This is a genomic window from Microbispora hainanensis (genome assembly GCF_006874475.1).
In the GTDB taxonomy this organism is placed as follows: Bacteria; Actinomycetota; Actinomycetes; order Streptosporangiales; family Streptosporangiaceae; genus Microbispora; species Microbispora hainanensis.
This window is the reverse complement of sequence record NZ_VIRM01000027.1, coordinates 53,150-70,900: the sequence shown is the minus strand read 5'-3', so window position 1 is coordinate 70,900 and position 17,751 is coordinate 53,150. Positions and strand designations below refer to the sequence as shown.

General features: G+C 71.3%; 15 protein-coding genes. 7 read left to right on the top strand and 8 right to left on the bottom strand.

All coding sequences use genetic code 11. The features are described 5' to 3' along the window. Positions 1-24: 24 nt before the first annotated feature. On the top strand, positions 25-3,135 hold the full coding sequence (locus FLX08_RS21920; RefSeq protein ID WP_142620777.1) for an AfsR/SARP family transcriptional regulator: 3,111 nt from the start codon (positions 25-27) through the stop codon (positions 3,133-3,135). A gap of 6 nt (positions 3,136-3,141) precedes the next feature. Here FLX08_RS21920 and FLX08_RS21915 read toward each other — a convergent pair whose 3' ends face one another. Both FLX08_RS21915 and FLX08_RS21910 read right to left on the bottom strand, forming a co-directional pair. Further along, a complete protein-coding gene (locus FLX08_RS21915; RefSeq protein ID WP_142620775.1) occupies positions 3,142-4,002 on the bottom strand; it encodes an ABC transporter permease in 861 nt (286 codons plus the stop codon). Then, positions 3,999-4,970, bottom strand: coding sequence for an ATP-binding cassette domain-containing protein (locus tag FLX08_RS21910; RefSeq protein ID WP_142620773.1), 972 nt, complete (start codon positions 4,968-4,970; stop codon positions 3,999-4,001). Before FLX08_RS21910 ends, FLX08_RS21915 begins: the two co-directional genes overlap by 4 nt. A gap of 246 nt (positions 4,971-5,216) precedes the next feature. Here FLX08_RS21910 and rph point away from each other — a divergent pair, with 246 nt between their 5' ends. Then, the gene (rph, locus tag FLX08_RS21905) at positions 5,217-7,790 is read left to right on the top strand and encodes a rifamycin-inactivating phosphotransferase (RefSeq protein ID WP_244312808.1); all 2,574 of its coding nucleotides are present in this window, start codon (positions 5,217-5,219) and stop codon (positions 7,788-7,790) included. Here the strand turns inward: rph and FLX08_RS21900 are convergent. Both FLX08_RS21900 and FLX08_RS21895 read right to left on the bottom strand, forming a co-directional pair. Next, complete coding sequence (locus FLX08_RS21900) at positions 7,769-8,605, bottom strand: sugar nucleotide-binding protein (protein WP_142620771.1); 837 nt, start codon at positions 8,603-8,605, stop codon at positions 7,769-7,771. The genes rph and FLX08_RS21900 overlap by 22 nt on opposite strands. Further along, positions 8,602-9,852, bottom strand: a complete 1,251-nt coding sequence (locus FLX08_RS21895; protein ID WP_167530517.1) for an MFS transporter — start codon at positions 9,850-9,852, stop codon at positions 8,602-8,604. The genes FLX08_RS21900 and FLX08_RS21895 overlap by 4 nt, the downstream gene beginning before the upstream one ends. Positions 9,853-9,959: 107 nt before the next feature. Here FLX08_RS21895 and FLX08_RS21890 point away from each other — a divergent pair, with 107 nt between their 5' ends. The 3 genes from FLX08_RS21890 (at position 9,960) to FLX08_RS21880 (ending at position 12,760) form a co-directional block, all read left to right on the top strand. Further along, complete coding sequence (locus FLX08_RS21890) at positions 9,960-10,727, top strand: MFS transporter (RefSeq protein WP_341874342.1); 768 nt, start codon at positions 9,960-9,962, stop codon at positions 10,725-10,727. Positions 10,728-10,742: 15 nt separating this feature from the next. Next, positions 10,743-11,603, top strand: coding sequence for a helix-turn-helix transcriptional regulator (locus tag FLX08_RS21885; protein ID WP_142620767.1), 861 nt, complete (start codon positions 10,743-10,745; stop codon positions 11,601-11,603). A 122-nt stretch (positions 11,604-11,725) separates the two neighbouring features. After that, positions 11,726-12,760 (top strand): LacI family DNA-binding transcriptional regulator, encoded by a 1,035-nt coding sequence (locus tag FLX08_RS21880; protein WP_244312804.1) that lies wholly within the window; start codon positions 11,726-11,728, stop codon positions 12,758-12,760. A 13-nt stretch (positions 12,761-12,773) separates the two neighbouring features. Here the strand turns inward: FLX08_RS21880 and FLX08_RS21875 are convergent, their stop codons facing one another. The 4 genes from FLX08_RS21875 to FLX08_RS21860 form a co-directional block, all read right to left on the bottom strand. Then, positions 12,774-13,364, bottom strand: coding sequence for a dihydrofolate reductase family protein (locus tag FLX08_RS21875; RefSeq protein WP_142620763.1), 591 nt, complete (start codon positions 13,362-13,364; stop codon positions 12,774-12,776). Between the two features lie 122 nt (positions 13,365-13,486). Beyond that, positions 13,487-14,251: an NAD(P)H-binding protein gene (locus FLX08_RS21870; protein WP_208761576.1), complete on the bottom strand. Its 765-nt coding sequence runs from the start codon at positions 14,249-14,251 to the stop codon at positions 13,487-13,489. Next, positions 14,248-15,435, bottom strand: coding sequence for a patatin-like phospholipase family protein (locus tag FLX08_RS21865; RefSeq protein ID WP_142620761.1), 1,188 nt, complete (start codon positions 15,433-15,435; stop codon positions 14,248-14,250). The genes FLX08_RS21870 and FLX08_RS21865 overlap by 4 nt, the downstream gene beginning before the upstream one ends. A gap of 90 nt (positions 15,436-15,525) precedes the next feature. Then, positions 15,526-15,987, bottom strand: coding sequence for a VOC family protein (locus FLX08_RS21860; protein WP_244312803.1), 462 nt, complete (start codon positions 15,985-15,987; stop codon positions 15,526-15,528). An 86-nt stretch (positions 15,988-16,073) separates the two neighbouring features. Here FLX08_RS21860 and FLX08_RS21855 point away from each other — a divergent pair, with 86 nt between their 5' ends. Both FLX08_RS21855 and FLX08_RS21850 read left to right on the top strand, forming a co-directional pair. Then, positions 16,074-16,964, top strand: coding sequence for a LysR family transcriptional regulator (locus tag FLX08_RS21855; protein WP_142620759.1), 891 nt, complete (start codon positions 16,074-16,076; stop codon positions 16,962-16,964). 58 nt (positions 16,965-17,022) lie between these two features. After that, the gene (locus FLX08_RS21850) at positions 17,023-17,667 is read left to right on the top strand and encodes a hypothetical protein (RefSeq protein ID WP_244312802.1); all 645 of its coding nucleotides are present in this window, start codon (positions 17,023-17,025) and stop codon (positions 17,665-17,667) included. The last annotated feature ends 84 nt before the right edge of the window (positions 17,668-17,751 follow it).

Genomic DNA, 17,751 nt, shown 5'->3' with positions numbered 1-17,751 from the left:
CTCGCCGGAGCCTAGACTTGCGGCATGCCGATCGACCTGTGCCTGCTCCACGGTGTGCGGTGGCGGGGGCAGCCTGTGGTCGGCGAGAGGGCTCAGGCGTTGCTCGCCGCCCTCGCGCTCGCCTCCCGGACGGTGCACGCGGAGCGGCTCGTCGCGGACGTGTGGGGGGACAGCGAACCGGCCAATCCGGCGAAGGCGCTGCAGGTCCTGGTGTCCAGGACCAGGGCGGTCGTCGGGCCGGAGGCGCTGGTCACGGAAGGGAGCGGCTATCGGCTCGACGTCCCGCCCGGCCGGGTCGACACCGGCCGGCTGCATGCTCTGACGGCCCGGGCGGCGGCGCTGCTCGCCGAGAATCCGGCCGCGGCGGGCGCTGCCGCGGAGGAGGCGCTCGCGCTGGGCGCCGGGGCGTCGCCTCCGGAGGGCGACGGCCCGCTGGCCGAGGTGCGCCGGCGCGCGGAACGCGACCTGGCGTCCGCACGGGTCGTGCTCGCCCGGGCCAGGAGCAGGAGCGGCGACCACGACATCGCCCTGCCCGAGCTTGAGGAGGCCGTGCGCGCCCACCCCGAGGACGAAGGACTGCTCGCCGACCTCCTGCACAGCGAGGCGGCGGTGCGCGGCACGGGAGCCGCGCTCGACCGCTTCGAGCGCTATCGGTCGGACCTGCGCGACCGGATCGGCGCCGACGTCGGCCCGGAGCTGCGGCGGGTGCACCGTGAGCTGCTGGCGCTCGACAGTCCCGTACGCGTCGGCGTGCGGTTCGACACGACCCCGCTGCTCGGCCGCGGCGACGACCTCCGGCGGGTGCGGGCGCTGCTCGCCACCTCACGGGTGGTCTCGATCCTCGGCCCGGGCGGGCTCGGCAAGACCCGGCTCGCCCATGCCGTGGCACGTGAGGCCCCGCAGCCGGTGGTGCACTTCGTCGAGCTGGCCGGCGTGACCGCGCCCGAAGACCTGGTCGGCGAGGTCGGGTCGGCGCTCGGGGTCCGCGACTCGGTCACCGGCCGCCGTGCGCTCACGCCGCGGCAGCGCGCCGACATCCGGGCCCGGATCGCCCAGCAGCTCGATCTGGCCCCGGTGCTGCTGGTGCTCGACAACTGCGAGCATCTGGTGGAGGCGGTGGCCGACCTCGTCGCCTATCTGACCGCGACCACACGGGAGCTGCGGGTCCTCACCACGACCCGCTCGCCGCTGGCGATCGCAGCCGAACGCGTCTATCCGCTCCCCCAGCTGGGCGTGGGCGACGCCGTCGAGCTGTTCCGCGACCGGGCGACCGCGGCGCGGCCCGGTGTGCACCTCGACGAGGACGACGTACGGACGGTCGTGGCCCGCCTCGACGGACTGCCGCTCGCGATCGAGCTGGCCGCCGCGAAGGTGCGGGTGATGTCACCGGCCGAGATCGCCCGGCGGCTGGAGGACAGGTTCTCGCTGCTGCGCGGCGGCGACCGGAGCGCCCCTTCGCGGCATCGGACGCTGGAGGCGGTGATCGACTGGTCCTGGAACCTCCTCGGCGAGCGGGAGCGCCTCGCCCTGCGCCGTCTGTCGGCCTTCCCCGACGGTTTCGCCCTCGACGCGGCCGAGGAGGTGCTCGGCGACGGCGCTCTCGGCGACGTCGAGGAGCTCGTGGAGCAGTCTCTGCTGACCGTCGTGGAGACGGCCGACGGCGTCCGCTATCGCATGCTCGAGACGGTGCGCGAGTTCGGCCGGGTGCAACTGGAGTCGGCCGGCGAGACCGGCGAGGCGCGGGCCGCCGTACGCGCCTGGGCCGTCGGTTATGCCGATCGGGCCGGCAGGCGGCTGTACTCGCCGGGGCAGATCGACGCGATGGACCGGCTGCGTGCCGAGGAGACGAACCTCGCCGACGTCCTGCGCGAGGCCCTGGCCGACCCCGACCCCGAAGCGGTCGTGGTGCTGTTCTCCGCACTGGGCGCCTACTGGACGATCTGCGGCGACCACCCGCGCAGCATCGTGCTCGCCCCCGCCGTCACCGCGGCCCTGAGCGGCTGGACGCCGCCGCCCCCGCTCCTCGACCGGACCCGGCTGGCCGTGAGCATCGCGCTGTTCAACAGCATCATGGTCTCCATCGAGGAGTCGGCGCCCCTGACGCGGCTGCTGTCCGATCTGGGGACCGACTCGGCGAACCCCGCCATACGGGCGCTGGTGACCGCCCTGCTCACCATGGTGTCGGATCCCGAAAACGGCCTGGACAAGCTGGTCGCCGATCCCGACCCGCTGATCCGCCAGGTCGTGCTCCACTGGCTGAGCCACGGCCGGGAGAACACCGGCGACCCGGTCGGTGCGGTCGACACGGCCCTGGCCGCCCTCGAACTCGTCGGCGACGACGGCGGTCCCTGGCATCGGGCGCTGCTGCACACCCACCTGGCCGGCTTGTACGCGCACCTCGGCGACTCCGCGGCGGCCTTCCGGCATGCCACCGAGGCGCTCCCGGTGCTCGAACGCCTCGGGGCGATGGACGACGTCATCCAGCTCCGCGCCTCCCTCGCCATGACGGCGCTCGCCGAGGGCCGCCGCGACGAGGCCGCGCGGATGCTCGACGAGATGGAGTCGATCGCCACCCAGGGCACGTACGGCGAGGCCCTGGTGGTCGCCGCCGGAAGGGCGGAGCTGGCCCTCGCCGACGGCGACATCGCCGAGGGGCTGCGGCGGCACCGCGAGACCACCGAGGTGCTCCGGCAGCGGCGCGTCCCGGGAATGGCCGAGGAGTCCGCCCCGTGGGCCGTCCTGGGCGAGGTCGTCGCGCTCTGTGCGTTCGCGCAGTACGGCGAGGGCGACGACGGCGCGGACCTCTTCGAGTCACTGCGCGACAAGGCCCTGGCCGTGTTCGGCCAGGACTCCGCCAACAAGGACTACCCGGTGATGGGGATGGTGCTCGCCGCGCTGGGCATCTGGAGCCTGCTGAAGGGGGCGCTGCCGGCCGAGGACGCCGTGCGGCTGCTCGTGCTCGCCGACCGCTTCGCCTATCACCGGTTCGTCCCGACGATGCACTGGCCCAAGCTGTCCGCGCACGCCGAGCGGGTCGCCCCCGGCGTCATGGCCGGGATCCAGGCCGAATACGGCGAACGGCGTGGCCCCGGCCTGCTGGCCGAGGCTCATGCCGTCCTGGAGCGGATCGTCTGATACCGGCTACATCTTGCGGGAGTACGAGCGGACCGCCAGTGGCGCGAAGACCACCACGACGACCGCGCAGCCGACGACCGCCCAGCCGACCTCGGCCGTCACGGCGCCGTCGTTGAACAGATCGCGCACCGCGGAGACGACGTGCGACACCGGGTTGACCTTCACGAACGCCTCCAGCCAGCCGGGCAGCGTCTTGGCGGGGACGAAGGCGTTGGACAGGAAGGTGAGCGGGAACATGATCATCATGGAGATGCCCTGGACGCTCTGCGCCGAGCGCGCCATCGTGCCCAGCCACGTGAAGATCCACGCCAGCGACCAGCCCGCGATGATGGTGAGCGCGACACCGCCGATACAACCGAGCACGCCGCCGCCGGGGCGATAACCGATGATCAGGGCGGTGACGACCGTCAGCACCGACGCGATGCCATAACGGATCAGGTCGGCGATCATCGGGCCGGCCAGAGGGGCGATCCGCGCGATCGGCAGCGACTTGAAGCGGTCGAACACCCCCTTGTCCATGTCCTCGCGCAACTGCACGCCCGTCGCCATGCAGACCGTCAGGGCCGTCTGGGCGAGGATGCCGGGGATCAAGATCGGGAGGTAGTTCGACACGCTGCCGGAGATCGCGCCGCCGAAGATGAACGCGAACATCGCGGTGAACAACAAGGGCTGGATGAGCACGTCGAAGAACTGCTCGGGCTTGCGGCGCATCTTCTTCAGGGCGCGCCATGCCATCGACAGGGTCTGGACCCAGGCCTCCTGCAGCGAGCTGCGGGGCGTGGTGCGGGCGACCGCGGCGGCGGGGTCGACCCGCCGGGAGCCGGGAGTGCCGGTGGTGACGGTCGTCGCGGTGGTCGTGGTGGTCATCGGGCCGCCTCCATCTGGGATTCGACGTCGGCGCCGTGGCCGGTCAGCGCCAGGAAGACCTCGTCAAGCGTCGGCTTGGCGACGCTCACCGAGGAGATGCCGAGACCTGCCTGCCTCAGGGCGATCAGGACGTCCGCGGCCCGGTCGGGGTCGGGAAGGGGGATGTTCATGCGTCCTGACTCCGGGCTGAGGACCGGTTCCTCGCCCAGCAGCCGGCGGACGACGTCCGCACCCAGGGCGGTGTCGGCGCCCTCCGCCAGGCGGAGCTGCAGCGTCGACTCGCCGACCTGGGTCTTCAGCGCGTCGGGGGTGTCCTCGGCGACCTTGCGGCCCCGGTCGATCACGGCGATGCGGTCGGCCAGCTGGTCGGCCTCGTCCAGATACTGGGTCGTCAGGAGGATCGTGGAACCGTCGGTCACCAGCTCGCGGATCGTGTCCCACATCTGACCCCGCGTCCTCGGATCGAGGCCGGTCGTGGGCTCGTCCAGGAAGATCAGGGGCGGGCGGGTGATCAGGCTCGACGCCAGGTCGAGGCGGCGGCGCATGCCACCGCTGAACTGCGACAGGGGACGGTTGGCCGCCTCCTGGAGGCCGAAGCGTTCGAGCAGGTCACCGGCGATGCTCTTGGCCCGGGCGCTCGTCACGCCCTGCAGACGGGCGAACAGCCAGAGGTTCTCCCGGGCGGTCAGGTCCTCGTCCACCGAGGCGTACTGGCCGGTGACGCCGACCAGTTGCCGGATGCGGTGGGGTTCCCGCCGGACGTCGACGCCGAAGATCTCCGCGCGGCCGCCGTCGATCGGGAGCAGGGTGGCGAGCATCCGGAGCGTCGTGGTCTTCCCGGCTCCGTTGGGGCCGAGGACCCCGAAGATCTCGCCCTGCCGTACGTGCAGGTCGATGCCGTCCACGGCCCGGAAGTCGCCGAAGTTCTTGACCAGACCGTCGGCCCGGACGGCACTGAGGTCCGCCATGGCGCGTCTCCTCTCTCCGCCGGGTGTCTCCCGGCGTTCGAGAAGAGCTTCCGCGCGTGCGGCTTCACGGTGGCTTCAGTGCGGCTTCACGGGGGCTCCAGGGGGCTTCACGCGGGCTCCCCCGGTTTCACCCCTCCACTTTCACTGTATAGCGGATGCGGGCGCCTCATGAGGCGCCGGAAAGTGCTCCATACTTGCCCGTTGCGAACCGGCCCGGCGAACGATGGAGCGACCGAATTGCGCTACGTGATGGGTTTCGAGCAGATCGACGCGACGAATCTCGCGGATGTCGGCGGCAAGGGAACGCACCTGGGCGAGCTCTCGCGGATCGACGGCGTCCGCGTGCCGGACGGCTTCTGCGTCACGACGGACGCCTTCCAGCGGGTGGTGTCCGAGACGCCGTCGATCGACGCTCGGCTCGACCTGCTGTCGCGCGTGGAGGCGGACGACCACGCGGCGATCCGCGCCCTGACCGCGGACATCCGCAGCGCAGTGGAAGACGTCGCGATGCCGGACGACCTCGTGGCGGAGATCCGCGAATCGCTCGTACGGCTCGGGGAGCAGGACTCCTACGCGGTGCGTTCCAGCGCGACGGCCGAGGACCTGCCGACCGCGTCCTTCGCCGGCCAGCAGGACTCCTATCTGAACGTCGTGGGTTTGGAGGAGATCCTCCGGCACGTACGGCGGTGCTGGGCCTCGCTGTTCACCGAACGGGCGGTGACCTACCGGCGCCGCAACGGCTTCGACGACCGGAAGGTGCGGATGGCCGTGGTCGTGCAGCGGATGGTGTTCCCCGACGCGGCGGGGATCCTGTTCACCGCCGACCCGGTGACCTCGAACCGGAAGACCGCCACCGTGGAGGCCGTCCGAGGGCTCGGCGAGGCGCTCGTCTCCGGCCGGGTTTCCGGGGACGGCTACACGGTGCGCGACGACCAGGTCGTCTCCAGAACGGTCACCGCTGGCGAGCCGGTTCTGACGGACGCGCAGGCCGTACGCCTGGTGCGGCTGGGCCGGCGGATCGAAGCGCACTTCGGCCGGCCCCAGGACATCGAATGGTGCCTGGCCGGCGACGACTTCCACATCGTGCAGAGCCGGGCGATCACCACCCTGTTCCCCGTTCCCGCGACCGATGACCAGGAGAACCACGTCTACGTCTCCGTGGGTCACCAGCAGATGATGACCGACGCGATGAAGCCTCTCGGGCTCTCCCTGTGGCAGCTCACGACCCCGCGGCCCATGCACGAGGCGGGCGGACGGCTGTTCGTCGACGTCGCCCCCATCCTGGCGACGGCCGCGGGTCGCGAGCGGCTCGTCGGGACCCTGGGGAGGTCCGACCCGCTGATCCGGGACGCGCTGCAGACCCTCCTCGACCGCGGCGACGTCATCCGCACGCTCCCCGACGAAGATCCCGGCCCCGCACCCGCCGGCCCCCCACCCGCCCGCCCCCCATCCGCCGGCTCCGCACCTGCAGGTGACGCGCCTGCCCCGATCGAGATCGATCCGGGCGTCGTCACGCGGTTGATCCAGAACAGTGAGGCGTCCGTCGCCGCCCTCCGGCACGAGATCCAGGGACTTTCCGGGCCGGCGCTGCTCGACTTCATCCTGGCCGACATCGCGGAGCTGAAGCGCGTCCTGTTCGACCCGGTGAGCACCCAGGTGATCATGGCGGGGATGGAGGCGACCTGGTGGCTCAACGACCACATCGAGGCGTGGCTGGGCGAGAAGAACGCCGCCGACGTGCTCGCGCAGTCCGTCCCCCACAACGTCACGTCGGAGATGGGGCTGGCGCTCCTCGACGTCGCCGACGCGATCCGGCCGTACCCGGACGTCGTGGCGTTCCTGCAGCGCGTCGTGGACGAGGGCCGGGAGGGCGACGGCTTCCTCGGCGAACTGTCGGGGCTGCCCGGCGGACGGGAGGCGCGTGACGCCGTCCGGGGCTACCTCGACGCGTACGGCATGCGCTGCGCGGGCGAGATCGACATCACCAGGACGCGCTGGAGCGAGAACCCCGCCACGCTCGTGCCCACCATCCTCGGCAACATCAAGAACTTCGAGCCGGGCGCCGGCAAGCGGCGCTTCGAGCAGGGACGCCAGGAGTCGCTACGCAAGGAGCGGGACCTGCTGACGCGCCTGCGCGTCCTGCCCGACGGCGAGCGCAAGGCCGAGGAGACCAAGCGGATGATCGACCGCGTTCGCGCCTTCGCCGGATATCGGGAGTATCCCAAATATGGCATGGTCAGCCGCTACTTCGTCTACAAGCAGGCGTTGCTGCGGGAGGCCGAGCGCCTTGTGCATTCCGGCGTCCTGCGGGAGAAGGACGACATCTTCTTCCTCCGGTTCCAGGAGTTGCGCGACGTCGTGCGCACCAACAACGTGGACGCCGAGCTCATCTTGGAAAGGCGCGCGGCGTTCCGGTCGTACGAGGCGCTCACCCCGCCCCGGGTCCTCACGTCGGACGGCGAGGTCGTTACCGGCCGCTATCGGCGTGACGACGCCCCGCCCGGCGCGCTGGTGGGCCTCCCGGTCTCGGCCGGCACCGTCGAGGGCCGTGCCCGCGTCGTCATGGACATGGCGCAGGCCGGCCTCGACGCGGGCGACATCCTGGTCACCGCCTACACCGACCCCAGCTGGACCCCTCTGTTCGTCGCCGCCGCCGGCCTGGTGACGGAAGTGGGCGGCCTCATGACGCACGGCGCGGTGATCGCGCGGGAGTACGGCCTGCCGGCCGTCGTGGGCGTGGAACAGGCCACCCGGCTGATCCGGGACGGGGAGCGGATCCGCGTCCACGGCACCGACGGCTACGTCGAGATCCTCGGCTGAGTCAGGAACTCCCGCGCACCGCGCAGCCTGGTGGTCAGGTGCCGCTGCGTCAGGCGGCAGTCGAGCCGCACGTCGAGCGGGCCGGGCAGGTCGGTGTCGGCGCGCCTGCCGTACGGGAGCCGGGCCGGATCGATGCCGTCGCGCCGCGCGACGAGACATCCGAGTTCATATCGGCTCACCGCGTCCGCCCCGGCCACGTGATGGACCCCCGCACGATCGGAGCTCGCCAGCTCCAGGAGGGCCGCGGCCAGGTCACGGACGTGCACGGGGCAGCGCACGTCGTCGGTGAACAGCATCCCCTTCACGCCGCCCGAGGCGAGCGCGTGCACCAGTCCTTCGTGCCCGGAGCCGCCGTCCCCGATGATCAGGGAGGTCCGTGCGATCACCGCGGTCGGGATGATCGCCTGCACAGCGGCCTCCCCGGCCGCCTTCGCCGCTCCGTACGGTGTGACCGGATCGGGGACGCGGTCCTCGGCATAGGTGATCGCCTCACCCGAGAAGACGGCGTCGCTGGACACGTGCACCAGGCGTGCCCCGTGCGCGGCGGTCGCGACGGCCACGTGAGCGGCGCCGACAGCCGTCGTCATCCAGTCCGATCCGCCGGAGGCCGTGTTGACGACCACGTCGGCGCCGAACGCGCCGATCAAGTCGAGTGCGGCGGTGCGGTCGCGGACGTCGAGCGGCAGCCAGTCTGCCCCCGCCGCCGTTCCCTGCCTGGTCAGATAGGTCGCGGCCACGGCATGGCCCTCCGCCGCGGCCTGCCGTACGAGCGGGTCGCCGAGAAAGCCGCTGCCGCCCACGATGAGGATCCTCATGGGCTGCGACCATAGTTCGGCGATCTCAGTTCAGGCCGAGCGCGGGGGGCGTCGCTCTGGAAGCGGGTCATGCCGCGGAGGAGAAGAGTGGCGATCGGCACGGCGAATCCGGCCACCACGCCGATGGCCAGAAGCGCCGGGCGGCCGATCGCCGCGACGACCGGGCCGGTGAGCGTCAGGCCGAGGGGCGTCATGACCGAGGCGGCCAGCCAGTCCACGGAGGTGACCCGGGCGAGCCGCTCCGGAGGGATCTCCCTCTGGAGGTTCACCACCCATTGAACGGCGAAGATCTCCAGCCCCAGGCCCACCGTGACGTAGCACGCGTACACGAATTCCGGCGACACCGGCCAGGCGAGCGCGAGCGGCACGAGGCCGTAGAGGGCGAGCCCGGCGACGCCGGCGAGCCCCGGCCGGCCGGGTTTCCACCTCATGCTGACGAGCCCGCCCGCCAGGCCGCCGACCGACAGCAGGGCGAGGGCGGAGCCATACACGGTGTCGCCGCCGAAGGTCTCGCGGGAGACGATCGGCAGCAGGACCTGCGCCGGCGCGATCGTGAACATCTGCTGGAGCGCGACGGCGACGATGATCCCCAGGACCCACCGCCGCCGGACGACCTCGGACAGGCCGTCGGCGATCTCCCGTACGGCGGACGCCCGCCGCCCCGGCGTGACGACGGGTTCGCGTAACGGCAGGAGAAGGACGAGACCGAGCAGATAGGCCGTCAGCACGGCGAGGAATCCGATCCTCGCGGACCACTCCGTCACGACGTACGCGCCGAGACCTGGCCCGATCATGGCGCCGAGCCGCCAGGAGACGGCCGTCAGCGCAGCGCCCGCCGGACGCTGGGCGGGGGTGAGGACCGAGGACAGGCACGCCTGGTATGCGGGCCGGTGGAACGCCTCCGCCCCTCCGACGAGGAAGACCAGCAGCGCGAGAAGCCACGGCGAGGCGACGCCGCTCAACCCGACGGCCGCGACGCAGCATTGGAAGGCCAGCGAGGCGACCATCACCGTACGGCGGGGCAGCCGGTCGGCCCACAGCCCGCCGAGCAGCGCGAACACGATCAACGCGATCCACCGGCAGGTGAAGATCGCGCCGACGGTCGAGGCGGTGCCGCCCGCGTTGAGGGCCGCGATGGTGACGGTGACGGGGAAGATCTGGTCGCCCGCCACGGACATCGTGAAGCTGAGCCACAGCAGGCGGAACTCGCGATTACGCGCCAGAGACCCGCCCGCGGCGCCAGTCATGCCTTTGAGCTTCCTCAAGCGACTGCGCATGCACGCAATGAACCCCTATTCGAGGATGCGTTTCAACCGGGTGAGGCCGGCCCGGACGAGGCGACTGGACGAGGCGACTGGACGAGGCGGCCACACCGCCCGCCGCCGCGCTTGACCTCGAGCTGTGCGGCCTGGCGCCGTGCATCGGCTGGCTGATCGCCGTCGCCGTCGTCGCCGCGCTGGGCATCCTCGCGTACGAGCCGCGCCGCGCCGATCCGCTGGCCGATCCGCTGCTGGAGCTGCGCCTGTTCCGCAGCGTGCCGTTCGGCTCCGCGGTGCTGACGGCGTTGTTCGCCCTGTGCGGGTTCGGCGTGTTCCTGTTCGTGACGACGCAGTATCTCCAGGACGTACGCGGCCTGTCCGCGCTGGCGACCGGGCTGTGCCTGCTCCCGGTCGGAGGGGTGGTCCTGCTGCTGTCTCCGCTCACGGGCCGGCTGGTCGGCACGCGCGGCCCCCGGCTGCCGCTGGTGGTCGCCGGGACCGCGCTGGCGCTGGGCGGCGGCGTGTCGCTCTGGCTCGGACCGGCCACCCCGCTGCCGGCCGTGCTCGCGACCTATCTGCTGTTCGGCGTCTTCCTGGGCACCGTCAACCCGCCGATCACCAACACGGCGGTCTCCGGCATGCCCCGATCCATGGCCGGGGTGGCGGCCTCGCTGGCCTCGGCCGGCCGGCAGACCGGCACCACTCTGGGCGTCGCCGTCGCCGGTGTGCACGGCGTGTGGTGGCTGGTGCTCGGGCTCGGCGCCGGCATCCTGGTCCTCGCGCTGCTGAGCACCGGGCGCAGGGCTCAGGGCACCGCCGTACGGGCGGCCGCCCTCTTCGAGGAGCTCGACCGGCACCGGTGATGCAGACTGGTGGGCATGGCGACGGGGGGAACGACAAGAGCGTTGGGCGAGGCGCTGCGCCGCTGGCGCGACCGGGTCGCGCCCGAGAACGCGGGGCTGCCCGCGAGCGGACAGCGGCGCACGGCCGGTCTTCGCCGCGAGGAGCTTGCCCTGCTGGCCGGGATCTCCGTCGACTACGTGACCCGCCTCGAACAGGGCCGGGCCTCCCATCCGTCGGCCCAGATCGTCGAGGCCCTGGCCCGGGCCCTGCGGCTGACGGACACCGAACGCGCGCACCTGTTCCGGCTGGCGGGGCTGGCGCCGCCGAGCCCGAAGACGGTGCCGGCGCACATCACCCCGAGCGTACGGCGGCTGCTCGACCGGCTGGACGGCACGCCCGTCGCGGTCTTCGACGCGTGCTGGACGCTGCTGCTGGCCAACCCGCCGTACGCCGCGTTGATGGGCGACCCGTCGGAGTGGCGCGGCGACCAGCGCAACGCCGTCTGGCGGCACTTCCTCGGCCCCGGCGGCCGGACCCGGCACACTCCGGAGTCCCTGCGGGCGTTCGAGGCGGCCCTGGTCGCCGACCTGCGTGCGACCGCCGACCGCTACCCGGCCGACCAGCGGCTGCGGCGGCTGGTCGCGGATCTGCGCGCGAACAGCGGCCGGTTCGCCGAGCTGTGGGATTCCGGCGCCGTCAGCCGGCACGAGGCCGGGCACAAGATCATCGACCATCCGGAGGCCGGTCCCCTGACGCTGGACTGCGACGTGCTCACCGTGACGGGCAGCGACCTGCGCATCATGGTCTACACGGCCGAGCCCGGCACCGAGGACGCGGAGCGCCTCGCATCCCTCACCGCTACCAGCGCGTTCAGCACGCCGGCACCGGCTGTCTAAACCGGTTTCCGAAACTTTTCGCACTCGGCATGCAGCGCGAACCTGATGACACACTGAAATTATTCGGCTTATCACCGAAACATTCAGGGTTTCGCCCCCACAGCGACGTTAGACTGCGGTTCGTGACCGTTGTCGACGAGCCGTCCGCATCCGTCCCAGAGCCGCTGACCCTCGCGCAGCTTGCCGAACTCGCCGGAGTGTCGAAGGCGACGGTCTCCAAGGTGGTGAACGGCCGATCCGCGGTGGCGCCGGAGACCCGCGCCCTCATCGAGGGCCTCATCCGTGAGCACGGCTTCCGCAGGCAGCGGCGGCGCTCCAGCCCTGCCGCCGTGCTGGAGCTGGTCTTCCACGAGCTGGCGGGCGACTACCCGACGGAGATCGCCCGAGGGGTGGGGCAGGTCGCGCGCGAGCACCACATGGCCGTGGCGATCTCCGAGCTGCAGGGCAACCACGTCCCCGGCGCCGACTGGCTTGAGGACGTGCTCGGCCGCCGCCCCGCCGGCGTCATCGCGGTCTTCTCCAGCCTGACCGACCTCCAGCGTGAGCGGCTGGCCACGCACAAGATCCCTCTCGTCCTCCTCGACCCGACCGGGGACCCGGGACACCGCGTCCCCTCGGTGGGCGCGGGCAACTGGAACGGCGGGCTCACCGCCACCCGCCACCTGCTGGAACTGGGCCACCGGCGGATCGCCATCATCACCGGACCGCCGCACGCGCTGTCGAGCCGGGCCCGTCTCGACGGCTACCGCGCCGCGCTCGACACGGCCGGGGTGCCCGTCGACCCGGACCTGATCTGCCAGGGCGACTACCAGATCGAGGACGGCCTGACGCACACCCACCGGCTGCTGCGCCTGCCCAACCCGCCCACGGCCGTCTTCGCCTCCAACGACGGCCAGGCCATCGGGGTCTACCACGCGGCCAACCGACTGGGGCTGCGCATCCCCGATGACCTCAGCGTCGTCGGCTTCGACGACATGCCTCCCATGCGATGGGCCATCCCGCCGCTGACCACGATCCACCAGCCGCTGGCCGAGATGGCCGGGGCGGCGGCCACCATGCTGGTGACGCTCGCCCGGGGCGAACCCCTCCCCCATCACCGCAAGGAGTTCGCCACGACCCTCGTCGTACGGGAGAGCACCGCCCCGCCGAAGCCCTGAAGGATTCCGGCATTCACTCGACGGCCCGGCGGTAGGTGCACACCTGCACGCCGGTGCCGCCGGTGGCCGCGGAGACGAGTTCGAACCTGCGCCGCAGGCCGCCGTTCGGGAAGATCGTCTTTCCGCCGCCGAGGAGCACCGGCGAGACGATCAGCCGGAGCTCGTCGACCAGGTCCTCGTGCAGGAGGGTGCGCACGAGGCTCGGGCTCCCCATGACGACCAGGTCACCGTCGCCCGTGTCCCGCAGTTCGCGGATGCGGGCGACGGCGGTGTCGCCGGGGATTCGCGTGGTGTTCCAGGTCATCTCGTCGTCGCCCAGGGTGTCGGACACCACGTATTTCGGCATTGCGTTCATCTTGTCGGCGAACGGGTCACCGGCCCGCCCGGGCCAGGCGGCGGCCATGTTCTGCCAGGTCCGACGGCCGTAGAGCAGCCCCTCCGCCTTGCTCACCGTGGCGTCGAAGGCGCCGCCGACGGTCTCCGGGTCGAAGAACGGGTGTGTCCAGCCGCCGTGCGCGAAGCCGCCGTCGGTGTCCTCCTCGGGACCGCCCGGCGCCTGTACGACGCCGTCCAGGCTCATGAACTCGATGACCACGATGCGCATGGCGCTGCTCCTCTGTGTCTTCCGCGTGTCTTCCGCGTGTCTTCCGCGTGTCTGCCGTTTGCCTGCCGGCGCCGTTGTCGGCTCCGTCGTGGTTCCCACGGTCGCACCGAAAAATAAAATTGTCAAGACAACGCAATGCTTCGGATATGGGAGGCGACGGTGACGGGGGGCCGGCCGAGCACCCGTTCGAGATCGTCGGTCTGCTGCTCCAGCAGCCCCGCGCGTATCTGCGCGTTGATCCAGCTCATCGGGCCCGGTCCGGCGTCGGGCACCTCGCGGTAGGGCACGCCGAGCTCCTCGGCCACCTCGGGGTGGCTCCACAGCGGCCCCGTGAAGTCGTACGCCCGGCCCAGATGCCCCTCACCGGTCAGCACGTTGGCCGCCGCCTCGGCGAGATCCGACCGGAACGCCGTGTTCAGCCCGCGGCCGCCCGCGCTGCCGGTGATCTCGCCGTCGACCACCCGCGGGACGAACGCGTCGCTGTAGAAGGGGTGGCGCAGGAACGTGTACGGCAGGCCGCTGCCGATCAGGGCCTGCTCGGTGGCGTGATAGGCCTCCGTCATGCCGGTCGCGCCGGCACCGGCTCCCAGGAAGCTGGTGAAGACGACCGCGCCGACGCCGGCCTCCTTGGCTGCGGTCACCGCGTTCAGGTGCTGCCGGATCCTGCGGGGAGTGTCGAGTTCGGGAGAGGAGATCAGGAGGAGACGGGCGGCCCCGTCGAACGCCTCGCGCAGGCTCGCCGGGTCGTCGTAGTCACCACGGCGTGCCGGCACGCCCTCGGGTGCGCGCCCGGGGTCGCGCACCGCGGCCACCACCTCCGTACGGGTGCGTAGGGACTCGATGACAAGACGGCCGAGCGCGCCGGAGGCGGCCGAGATAACGATCATGGGCCAAGTAGACTCCCGGCCGTCTCGGCCCTGCCACCGGTTTTCCGCCCACTGGTTTTCCGCCCACCGGTTCTCGCCGGGGGACGGAAGCGGGCGCGGTAGTCGTCCCAGTTCCAGGTGGACAGGAAGGCCGCCCCGGCCGTCCGGCCGTTGAGGTAGAGGTGGAGCTTCTGCCGTTCGTCGAGGTCGAAGTCGACCACCCCCACGCGTTCGGTGTCGACCTGGATGGTGCGGGCCCTGACCCAGGGCTGGTCCAGATAGGTCTGGTCGTGGCCGACGATCGCGGTCCCGACCAGCGACGCCAGCAGCCGCAGCGCGGGCAGGTGGGGAGCCCCGGCGAGCGGCAGCCTGAGCGTGTCCTCCCGGAACGCGGGGAGCAGTTTGACCCCGAACGTCGGCCAGCGCGGCTGCTCCCCGTCGGTCCGGTCGAGCGTGTCGATGGGAAAGTTGGACAGCACCCCGCCGTCCACCAGGGTCGAGACCAGCCCCGTGCCGGGATTGGTGATCGTGACGGGCTCGAAGAAGAAGGGGATCGACATCGAGGCGCGGACCGCGTCGGCCACCCGCTGCCTGCCCGGCTCCGCCACGCCGTAGACGCTCCGGTAGTCCCACGGCAGGCGCACCAGCCGGCCCAGGGTGACGTCCGTGGCCGTCACCACCAGGCTGTAGCGCTGGTCTTCGCCCATCCAGGGCGCCGGGTCGTCGAGCGCCAGGTCGTCGAACGTCTCGACGCCCAGGCCGGCCAGCTCGTTGCCCAGCCACTCCCGCAGGTAGTCGCCCTCGAACACACCCCGTTCGAACAGCAGGGACAGCAGCGAGAACCCTCTGCCGACCAGCGGGACGCGTTCCACGGCGGACGCGTCCCTGAACCTGCGATAGTCGACGCCGAACAGGAGCTCGCGCATGCGCTCCGGCCGCATCCCGGCCGCGGCCAGCGCACCCACCACCGCTCCCGCGGAGGTGCCGACGACGCGGGTGCCCGCGGCCCGTCCGAACCGGTAGCCGGCGGCGTGCAGCTCGTGCAGCGCGCCGACCAGGCCCACGCCCTTGACGCCACCGCCCTCCAGCACCAGGTCGGCGCGCTTGTCCGTCCCGCTGTTCGCCCTGTTGTCCGCCCTGTTGTCCGCCCTGTTGTCCGCCCTGTTGTCCGCCCTGTTGTCCGCCGTGTTGTCCGCCCCCGCCATCGGTGCCCGCCCTTCTTCCGGCCGTCCTCACCCGGATCTACCGCGTTCGGACGGCCGGGGCCCCGGCGCCGCACCGTTGCGACCGAACTCTCATTCCTCCTTGTCCTGCTCCTTGTCCTGCTCCTTGTCCTGCTCCCCGTCCTGCTCCCTGTCCTGCTCCCTGTCCTGGGGATACCAGCGCAGTTCGATGACATTGCCGTCGGGATCCTTCACGTACACCGAGGTGGCGACGCCGCGGGCACCGAACCGGGGGCCGGGTCCGTCGATGACGGTGAAGACGCCGGAGTCGATGACCTCCTGCCAGTCCAGCGGCTCGACGACCAGGCAGAAGTGGTCGACGTTCGGCTCACCCCGCTCGCCGCGCAGCAGGTCGATGATGGTGTCCGGCGACACCCGCACAGAGGGGAACGGCACCTTCCCGGCCCGCCACTCGTCGACCCGCACCGGTTCCAGGCCGAGGACGTCGCAGTAGAACGTCAGCGACCGCTCGACGTCCGCCACGGTCAGCACCAGATGATCGAAACCCTTGACCCGCATGTTCGTTGTGCTCATGGATCCAACGATGCTCGTCGCGGCGGCCGGCACCAAGCCCTGATCACGCTACGATCGTTGACTCATCTTCAACGATCGGACCCCACATGCTCGAACGGCACGAGATCGAGACCTTCCTGACGCTGGCCGAGGAACTGCACTTCGGCCGTACGGCCGAGCGCCTGGGGGTCACGACCGGCCGGGTCAGCCATGTGATCAAGAAGCTGGAGCGGCGCATCGGCGCGCCGCTGTTCGAGCGCACGAGCCGCGTCGTCCGCCTCACGCCGATCGGGCGGCGGTTCGCCGACGACCTGGCGCCCCTGGCCGCCCAGATGCAGGCCGCCGTACGCCGGGCCGTCGAGGCGGGCCGCAAGGTCACCGGCCGGCTTCGCGTGGCCTTCCTCGGCGAGTGGACGGCGCCGGTGCTGCTGCGGGCCGTCGCCCTGTTCAGCGAGCGCCATCCGGACTGCGAGGTGGAGGTCCAGGAGGTGCAGCTGTCCAACTCGCGGGCGAGCCTGGTCGACGGCTCGGTGGACGTCCTCATCGCCTCCTATCCCTTCGACGGCATGGCCCGCGGGCCGGTCCTGCTGCGGGAGCCCCGCGTGCTGGCCGTGGCGGCCGGGCATCCGCTGGCCCGCGAGGAATCGGTGTCCCTGGAGGTCCTCGGCGACCACCCCGTGGTGCAGTACCCCTCGGTCACCTCCGCCGAGTTCAAGCGCGACCGCACGCCCACCCACACCCCGTCAGGCCGCCCCGTGCCCCAGGGACCGGCGGGCGGCACGTTCTCGGAGATGCTGTCCCTCGTCGCGATGGGCAAGGGCGTGCTGCCGGTGGGCGAGCACAGCCGCACGTACTATCCGCGACCCGACGTCGCGTACGTGCCCATCCGGAACGCGCCGCCGATCGAGCGCGGACCGGTGTGGCAGGCGACCAACACGAGCGCGCGTGTACGGGAGTTCGTGCGGGCCGCGGCCGATTCGGCATCGCCTCTTCTGTAACAGGTTGCGGTTGCGGTAGAAGATCACTCGTACCATTTCTCCTCTTTCCGAGGTACACGTGAGAAAGATCCTCCGAGTGGCCGCGGCCCAGACGTTCGCCGCCGCCGTCGTCCTCACCGCTCTGTCCGCTCCCGCGAACGCCGACACGCCCGAGAGCGACGCCCAAATCGCCGCCGAGTGGCAGACCGCCTGGGACACCTACCACTTCACCGACACCACACCGCCCGCGCCCGACTCGGGCCGGAGCCAGGTCACGAACAGCATCTCGGTCGACATCGACTCGCCGATGCCGCTGACCTTCTACAAGTACTCGAACTTCAACAACCACATCGGCAAGAACCCGTTCCTGAAGCGGGTCATCACGCACAAGGAGTGCAAGCAGGGCTCCACGACCTACCGCAACCTCACCGCGATCGAAGAGATCCCGTACGAGGGCACGATTGTGGTCAGCAAGACCCACGCGCAGCAGCGGCTCCACCCGACCGGGTTCTACTACGAGACCGACAGCTGGTCGGAGCCCAACGTGGTCACGCACCAGAAGATCGACTTCAAGTCGCTGCCCGGCGGGAAGACCCGCGTCACGGAGAACCTCACCTTCGAGTCGGACTCCTCGCTGATCGACTTCGTCGCCGCGAACGGCACCGCCTCGCACCAGCAGTTGCAGCAGGCCCTCAAGCAGGCGATCGAGAGCGGCGAACTCTGATCCCTGGGCATCGTTGAAAAGACGGGCGTCTTCCATTTTCGCGCGGAAGGCGCCCGTCTCCTGTCAGTGACCGGTTTAGTGGCT

What these genes read in the sequence shown, in the direction of transcription:
- FLX08_RS21910 (WP_142620773.1), bottom strand. Translation starts at nt 4,970, where the DNA reads ATGGCGGACCTCAGTGCCGTCCGGGCCGACGGTCTGGTCAAGAACTTC.
- FLX08_RS21875 (WP_142620763.1), bottom strand. Translation starts at nt 13,364, where the DNA reads ATGCGCATCGTGGTCATCGAGTTCATGAGCCTGGACGGCGTCGTACAG.
- FLX08_RS21900 (WP_142620771.1), bottom strand. Translation starts at nt 8,605, where the DNA reads ATGAGGATCCTCATCGTGGGCGGCAGCGGCTTTCTCGGCGACCCGCTC.
- FLX08_RS21855 (WP_142620759.1), top strand. Translation starts at nt 16,074, where the DNA reads ATGCTCGAACGGCACGAGATCGAGACCTTCCTGACGCTGGCCGAGGAA.
- FLX08_RS21920 (WP_142620777.1), top strand. Translation starts at nt 25, where the DNA reads ATGCCGATCGACCTGTGCCTGCTCCACGGTGTGCGGTGGCGGGGGCAG.
- FLX08_RS21885 (WP_142620767.1), top strand. Translation starts at nt 10,743, where the DNA reads ATGGCGACGGGGGGAACGACAAGAGCGTTGGGCGAGGCGCTGCGCCGC.
- FLX08_RS21865 (WP_142620761.1), bottom strand. Translation starts at nt 15,435, where the DNA reads ATGGCGGGGGCGGACAACACGGCGGACAACAGGGCGGACAACAGGGCG.
- FLX08_RS21860 (WP_244312803.1), bottom strand. Translation starts at nt 15,987, where the DNA reads ATGAGCACAACGAACATGCGGGTCAAGGGTTTCGATCATCTGGTGCTG.
- FLX08_RS21915 (WP_142620775.1), bottom strand. Translation starts at nt 4,002, where the DNA reads ATGACCACCACGACCACCGCGACGACCGTCACCACCGGCACTCCCGGC.
- FLX08_RS21870 (WP_208761576.1), bottom strand. Translation starts at nt 14,251, where the DNA reads ATGATCGTTATCTCGGCCGCCTCCGGCGCGCTCGGCCGTCTTGTCATC.
- FLX08_RS21895 (WP_167530517.1), bottom strand. Translation starts at nt 9,852, where the DNA reads ATGACTGGCGCCGCGGGCGGGTCTCTGGCGCGTAATCGCGAGTTCCGC.